We start from the raw sequence: 7,554 nt of genomic DNA on the forward strand, positions 1-7,554 counted from the left end.
GACCCGAAACGGGCGCAGGTGGAACTGGCCTCGCTGCAGGAAGGCGTGCCGCTCGATGCGCTCTATGGCGTGCTGAAGGCGCTCGGCACGGAAAAAATGCCGGAGGATCCGTCCGACCTGCAAAAGGTGCTCGACGCCCAGGCCGAGCGCCTGAAGAAAATGATGTCCGAACGTGCCGCGCTGCGCACCGACGATCCGGAGATCAAACGCCTGGTCGCCTCCGCCGACAAGGCGATCGGCCAGGGCGCCATCGTGACGGCGCGGAAGTTCCTCGATGACGCGGTCGGCCGGGTCGAGCAGACCAACGACGCGGTCGATAAGGCCGAGGATCTCGTCAAGCAGAAGCGTCTTGCCGACGCCGCGATCTATGCCAGACGCGCCGATGCCTCGGGGCTGGTGTTCGACTACAAATCCGCCGCCGGCGACTACGCCAAGGCGTTTTCACTGGCCGAAAAATGGGACGACAAGCTGCGCTGGAACTACAAGAACCAGGAAGCCGAGGCGCTGAACGCCTACGGCTACGCCACCGGCGACCTTGATGCGCTGCAGCGCTCCATCGATGCCTATCGCACCATCCTGAACTTCATCCCCAATGGCGAACAGAATCGCGACTGGGCGATCACCCGCAACAACATGGCGGTGGTGCTGCAGACCATCGGCGAGCGCGAGACGGAGACCGCACGCCTTGAGGAGGCAGCACAGATCTTTCGCGCCTCCCTTGTCGTGTTCGAGCGCGAGAAAGACGATCTCAACTGGGCCGCCGCGCAGAACAATCTGGCCAATGTGCTGTTGAAGATCGGCGAACGCGAGAGCGACCCGAAGCGCCTGAACGAGGCGGTGGTGGCAATGCGCGCGACGTTGGAGAAGCGCCCGCGTGAAAAAGTGCCGCTCGACTGGGCCGCTTCGCAGAACAATCTCGGCCTGGCGCTCTATGCGTTGTCCGAGCGCGAAGCCGCCGGCGAACATCTGACGCAAGCCGAGGCGGCCTACCGTCTGGCACTTGAGGAATACACGCGCGAAAAGGCGCCGGTGGAATGGGCGATGGTCGAGAACAATCTCGGCAACACGCTGGTGTCGCTCGGCATTCAGCTCAACGACAAGGCGAAGATCAACGAGGCGGCCGATGCGTTCCGTGCCGCGCTCGAGGTGCGAACCCGTGAAACCTTCCCGGTCTCGTGGGCAACCAGCCGGCTCAACCTCGGCAACGCGCTGAGCGGTGTCGCCCGCTTCGATATGGGCACCGGCGTGCTCGAAGAGGCCGCGACGGCCTATGACGATGCGCTGACCGTGTTTACCCGGCAGCGTTTCCCGATGGACTGGGCGTCGGCGCAGAACAATCTCGGTTCGATCTACCAGACGCTTGGCCAGCGCACCCGCGACGCGGCCAAGCTGGAGCAATCGGCCGCGGCGTTCCAGGCCGCCCGGCAGGTCTATGTCAGACGGAAATTCCCGCAGGACTGGGCAATGAGCCACTACAATCTCGGCAACACGCTGCAGCTTCTGGGCGGCGTGACCGATAAGCCGGAACATTACGGTGAGGCCATTGCCGCCTACCGCGATGCGTTGCGCGAGTACAAACGCGAGACGAACCCGCGCCAATGGGCGCTGGCCCAGGCCGGCCTCGGCTCGACGTTGCACTGGCTGAGCATGAGCAATGCTGACCCCAAGACCTTGCTGGAGTCCATCGCGGCCCGCCGGGCGGCCCTCGAGGTGCTCACCGTCGACGCGGCACCGGTCGACTGGGCCAACGCCCAGAACGGTATCGGCATGAGCCTGCTCAACCTCGGCAATCTCGAACGCACCGACAAATATCTCGGTGACGCCGAGGCCGCCTTCACGGCGACGCTGAAGGTATTCACCAGGGAAAGCCTGCCCATGCAATGGGCCTTCGCGCAGAACAATCTAGGCGACATCCACTGGAACCGCGGCAGCTATGGCGGCGGCAAGGCCGAATATCAAAAGGCGATCGAATTCTTCGAGAACGCCAAGCAGGGCTTTACCGAAGCCGGCTACACGATCCCCATCCCGCTCACCGACCAGAAGATCGATCTGGTGAAGAAGCAGATAGCGAAGAAGTAGGTCTACGCTTCCCGCCGACCGTACCTTGTCTTTCGGCCGGCTTTGCCGTCCCTATATGTCTCGTCACCGGAACCCATTGCCGGGAACCGGAGAAGGATAGCGGATGATTCGATTTGCCTTGGCGTTGTTCCTGCTTGTTGTTCCCGGCGCGGCGCACGCCACGGATGCAGGCTGGGCGCTGCTACGCGATGGCGGGCATGTCGTGCTGCTGCGCCATGCCATGGTCACCGGCACCACCGACCCGGCCAATTTCGACATCGACAGCTGTGCCACCCAGATCAACCTGTCGGCGCGCGGCAAGCAGCAGGCGAGCAAGATCGGCGCTCTGTTTGCCGCTCGGGCGGCACCGATCGAGCGCGTGCTGTCCAGCCGCTATTGCCGCTGCCTCGACACCGCGCGCATCGCCTTCGAGGCCGAGCCAGAGCTCTTTGCACCCCTCGATCTCCTGAATGGCGACGAGACGCAGAAGGCCGTGCAGATCGCCGCGATCATGAAGGAAATCCGCGCCTATTCCGGCTCCGACAATCTGGTCATGGTCACCCATCTGGAAGACATCGTGGCACTGACCGGCATCTCGCCGCGCGAAGGCGAGGCCGTGGTTGTCGAGCCGCAGGGCGATGGCCTGCGCGTGCTCGGCCGCGTCACCTTCTGAGCGCTCTACGCGTCGCTGACGCCGGAAGCGGTGTTGCCGAAATGCCACTATTGAAAGAAGCCGCAAATCCGCCATGACAATGCCGCTTGCGACAACCCGTCGCAGGGTCTATAGGCGCGCTCCCGGTCACGAAAACCGAAGTGAGCACAACGGTTGGAGCTTTCGTCTCCGCCCGTGCAGGCGGCATTGCCGCCCTGTATGCGGCGCCGCTTTGGGGATTGGGATCGCGGATGTAGCTCAGTGGGAGAGCGCCGGATTTGGATCCGGAGGTCGGGGGTTCAATTCCCTTCATCTGCACCACGGATAGCTCAGTTGGGTAGAGCATCAGATCGAGAATCTGACTGTCGAAGGTTCAAATCCTTCTCCATTGGCCTGATAAGCCAGCACCCTGCCACGGTGTTATCTGAAAAAGCGGTCCGGGGACTGGAATGCGAAAGACCGAACGGATGGCCCAAGCCCTCGGGCGCGGACCAGCCTGAGTGTCTTTCGCCACCGGCTCGCGGCCAGGCCCGCGGTGACGATCAAGGCGCAGTGTCGCCGGCAAGGGAGGCCAAGGCTTCCGGCGCCCGCTTCACTGTCCCGCGATCCGCTCCCGCAAGCCCGCCACGGATCGATGCCACCAGTCCCCGGATCATTCGTGCCCGGGCTGTGACGCAAGACGACGATGTGAAACGAGAAACGAAAAGGACGATCGACGCATGACTTGACGCCTCGCATGGGGCCATGCCCGACAGGAGTAAGACAATGACAATTCTCGACAAGGTTCTTGGACGCGAGCGCGTCCTCGTTAGGGAAAACGAACGTGCCCTCACCCTCCACAAGGGGGAGATCAAGGCTGTCCTGCTACCGGGCGAACATTGGCTCGCCAACCGGCGCGGCAGCCTTGAAGTGTCCCGGCACGATCTGAAGAACCCGGAATTCGTTTCGGCATACGAGAAGGCGTTGTTCGACAAGCTCCCGGATGTGGCCGCGCGTCATTTCACCGTCGTTCGCACCGGGCGCACGGATGTTGCCGTCATCGAGCGTGACGGCAATCTGCACGCCGTGCTGGCGCCGGATCGCAAGCTGGTGCTGTGGACGGAGGCCGGTCCGTGGAAGGTGACGCTGATCGACACATCAGTCGATCTCGCCATCGATGCGGCGGTCATGCGCCGGCTCGGCCAGGCCCGGAAGGCGGAATTGATGTCCGTCCATCCGGTCGTCGATGGTCAGGCCGGACTGCTGTTCATCGACGGTGTCCTGGTCAGGACGCTGACGGCGGGCGTGCATGGCTTCTGGAACGTCGGACGCATGGTGCAGATCAAGGTCGTCGACCTCAAGCGCCAGTCGCTCGACGTTGCCGGGCAGGAAGTGCTGACCAAGGACCGTGTGACGATCCGCGTCAACATCGCCGCCGAATACCGGGTGGTCGATCCGGTCAAGGCGGTAAGCATGGTGAAGGACTTCTCCGAAGCCCTCTACCGCGCCCTGCAGTATGCCTTCCGCAAGACGCTGGGCGCGCTGACACTCGATCAGATCCTCGAAAAGAAGGTGACGATCGACGAGGAAGCGGTAACCAAGGTCCGCGCCGACATGGCCGAGATCGGAGTGGAGGTCAGCGATATCGCCCTCAAGGATGTCATCCTGCCGGGCGAGATGCGCGAGATCCTCAACCAGGTGGTGTCGGCCGAAAAGCAGGCCGAGGCCAACATCATCCGCCGCCGTGAGGAGACGAACGCCACGCGTTCCCTCCTCAACACGGCCAGGGTGATGGCGGAAAACCCGGTGATGCTGCGGTTGAAGGAGCTCGAGGCTCTGGAAACCATCGCCGGCAAGGTCGAGCGGCTGACCGTCCACAACGGAACGGGCGGGCTGCTGAACGACCTGGTCAAGCTCCGCGACAGCTGATGCATGTCGCCCAAAAGTGGTTCCGGTTTTGGGAAAACGACATGCATCGAAACAAAGACTGACGTAACGTCAACGGAAGGGCCGCCGGGTCGACCGGCGGCCCTTCTTGCGTTTCCCAGGCACCCTACCCATCTGCGCCCGGCGTATCAGGCCTTTTCCTGCCGGGAAAAACCGATTAGACAGCGCCCAAACAAGATGCGGACAGATTCCGCCCGCAACCGAAGGAAAAGCCCTTGTCCACCACGTTCGACAAAGTCGCCAAGATCATTGCCGACACCAGCGAGATCGATATCGACACCATCACGCCCGAAAGCCACACGATTGACGATCTCGGCATCGACAGCCTCGACTTCCTCGACATCGTCTTCGCCATCGACAAGGAATTCGGCATCAAGGTACCGCTGGAAAAGTGGACCCAGGAGGTCAATGACGGCAAGGCTTCGACCGACGATTACTTTGTCATGAAGAACCTGTGCGCCAAGATCGACGCACTGGTCGCCGCCAAGACCGCCTGACGTCAGTTGAGCGCACGATCTTGACGCGCTCTGCCGCCTGACCCACAAAGCCGCCCATGAGCAGCCCCCGCGACGTCGTCATCACTGGTATCGGCCTTGTCTCCTCTCTGGGGGAAGGTCCGGACGCCCATTGGCAGAAGCTCGCGCAGCCGGGCCTGCAGCCGGTGCTCGAAGCGGCGCGCTTTGCACCCTATACCGTCCATCCTCTGCCTGAGATCGACTGGAACCTGCAGATCGCCAAGCGCGGCGATCAGCGCCAGATGGAAACCTGGCAGAGGCTCGGCACCTATGCTGCCGGCCTTGCACTGGACGACGCCGGCATCAAGGGCAATGACGAACTCTGCGCGACCATGGACATGGTTGTGGCCGCAGGCGGCGGCGAGCGCGACGAGGCGGTCGATGCCGCCATTCTCGCCGCTTCGGAAAGCCGCAATGACCGCGATGTGCTGCTCAACGAGAAATTGACCACCGAATTGCGGCCGACACTGTTCCTGGCCCAGCTGTCCAACCTGCTCGCCGGCAACATCTCCATCGTCCACAAGGTCACCGGCTCGTCCAGAACCTTCATGGGCGAGGAAGGTGCCGGCGTCGCCGCCGTCGAGACGGCCGCCGCGCGTATCCGCTCGGGCCAGTCGACGCACATCCTGGTCGGCGGTGCCTTCCAGACCGAACATTCCGACATGCTGCTCGGCTATGAGCTTGCCGGCTATTTGCATCGCGGCCCGTGGAAGCCGGTCTGGCAAAGACAGGGCGCCGAGGGCGGCGGCGTTGTGACCGGATCCGGCGGCGCCTTCCTGGTGCTGGAGCAACGCGAACACGCGACAGACCGGGGTCGGAAAATCTATGCCGAGCTTGGGCCGGTCGTCTCCGGCCGCGCCAGGCGGCCACGGGGAGAACTCGACGCCGAGATCGCTGCACTGCTCAAGCAGGTTGCATCGCCGAACGGCAAATTGCTGGCCCTGTCGGGCGCATCGGGTGCCCACACTGCAACATCAGCCGAAAAAGCCGCGCTCGATGCCAATCCGGCAATCGCCGCGCGCGGCTTCTCGACGCTGACCGGACACATGAAGGAAGCGCAGTTTCCCTTCGCCGTGGCGCTGGCGGCACTCGCCGTCGACCGCAAGGCCGCCTACCCTGTTTTTGATGCCGCAGCCGAGACGCCGTTCGAAGGCGTTCCCGCAGCCGTCCTTGCAACGGCGATCGGCTATCACCAATTCGAAGGCATGGCGCTGGTCAACGCCGCCTAAGGCGACGCCGCACGGTCCATGTTGCAAACGATAAAAGGTCGAGGGCTACCGGATGGCCAATCTGAACGATCACATGGGCAGGCCGATCGTCGCCGTCACCGGCATCGGCGTTGTCACCTCGCTTGGCGTGGGCAAGGCCGACAATTGGGCGGCGCTGACCTCGGGCAAGTCGGGTATTCACCCGATCACCCGCTTTCCCATCGATCAACTGAACACCCGCATCTCCGGCATGGTCGATTTCCTGCCGTCGAGTTCGAAAGGTGCCAGCCCACTCACCTATGAGCTGGCCGAGCTTGCGGGCTTCGAAGCGGTGACCGAAGCCGGTCTTGATTCCAGCAATTTCGGCGGACCGCTCTTCCTCGCATCGCCGCCGGTCGAACTCGACTGGGCCGAGCGCTTCTCGCTCTACAATTCTGACAAGGACAAGGATGACACCGCCGCCGAAAGACTGCTTCGGGTCGCGCGTAGCTTGAAAGAGCTGGATATTTTCGAGACCACCCAGTTCGGTTCGATCGCCGACCGCCTTGCCGACCGTCTTGGCACACGCGGTCTGCCGATCACGCTGTCGACGGCTTGTGCTTCAGGTGCCACCGCGATCCAGCTCGGTGTCGAGGCGATCCGACGCGGCGAATGCGACCGGGCACTATCGATCGGCGCGGACGGCTCTGCCACCGCCGAGGCATTGATCCGTTTCTCATTGCTTTCGGCGCTCTCCACGCACAACGACATTCCCGAAAAGGCATCGAAGCCCTTCTCCAGGGATCGCGACGGCTTCGTGTTGGCTGAGGGATCCGGGGCGCTGGTGTTGGAATCGCTTAAAGCGGCATTGGCTCGCGGCGCGACTATTCTCGGCGTCCTGGGCGGTTGCGGCGAGAAGGCCGACGACTTCCACCGCACCCGCTCGAAGCCGGACGCTTCGCCGGCCATCGCCGCGGTTCGCGCCGCCCTCGCCGATGCCGGCCTGAGTGAAGACGAGATCGACTATGTCAACGCCCACGGCACGTCGACTCCGGAGAACGACAAGATGGAACATCTGGCGCTGTCGACCGTGTTCGGCGAACGGATCGGCTCGATGCCGGTTTCGTCGAACAAGTCGATGATTGGCCACACGCTGTCGGCGGCAGGCGCGGTCGAGGCGGCGTTCTCGCTGATGACGATGCGCGAAAGCGTCATT

Annotated in this window: 6 protein-coding genes and 2 tRNA genes; all 8 read left to right on the forward strand. The window is 63.2% G+C overall.

The window, feature by feature from the left end; genetic code table 11:
- A partial coding sequence (locus EN993_RS27755; protein ID WP_127265359.1) for a tetratricopeptide repeat protein occupies positions 1 to 2,079 on the forward strand: 2,079 nt, incomplete at its 5' end.
- A 103-nt stretch (positions 2,080 to 2,182) separates the two neighbouring features.
- Positions 2,183 to 2,731 carry a histidine phosphatase family protein gene (locus EN993_RS27760; RefSeq protein ID WP_127265360.1) on the forward strand — a complete coding sequence of 183 codons (549 nt, stop codon included), beginning with the start codon at positions 2,183 to 2,185 and terminating at the stop codon, positions 2,729 to 2,731.
- Between the two features lie 226 nt (positions 2,732 to 2,957).
- Positions 2,958 to 3,031, forward strand: a tRNA-OTHER gene (locus tag EN993_RS27765).
- Between the two features lie 2 nt (positions 3,032 to 3,033).
- Positions 3,034 to 3,102: transfer RNA gene (locus EN993_RS27770), tRNA-Leu, on the forward strand.
- Positions 3,103 to 3,475: 373 nt separating this feature from the next.
- Positions 3,476 to 4,618 carry a slipin family protein gene (locus EN993_RS27775; protein ID WP_164757846.1) on the forward strand — a complete coding sequence of 381 codons (1,143 nt, stop codon included), beginning with the start codon at positions 3,476 to 3,478 and terminating at the stop codon, positions 4,616 to 4,618.
- Positions 4,619 to 4,851: 233 nt separating this feature from the next.
- Positions 4,852 to 5,133, forward strand: coding sequence for an acyl carrier protein (locus EN993_RS27785; protein WP_010909964.1), 282 nt, complete (start codon positions 4,852 to 4,854; stop codon positions 5,131 to 5,133).
- 56 nt (positions 5,134 to 5,189) lie between these two features.
- Positions 5,190 to 6,380: a beta-ketoacyl-ACP synthase gene (locus EN993_RS27790; RefSeq protein ID WP_126068824.1), complete on the forward strand. Its 1,191-nt coding sequence runs from the start codon at positions 5,190 to 5,192 to the stop codon at positions 6,378 to 6,380.
- A 52-nt stretch (positions 6,381 to 6,432) separates the two neighbouring features.
- Positions 6,433 to 7,554: beta-ketoacyl-ACP synthase (locus EN993_RS27795; RefSeq protein WP_127265361.1), on the forward strand; the 1,122-nt coding region annotated here is incomplete at its 3' end.

It is taken from the genome of Mesorhizobium sp. M7D.F.Ca.US.004.01.2.1 (genome assembly GCF_003997785.1).
GTDB lineage: Bacteria > Pseudomonadota > Alphaproteobacteria > Rhizobiales > Rhizobiaceae > Mesorhizobium > Mesorhizobium loti.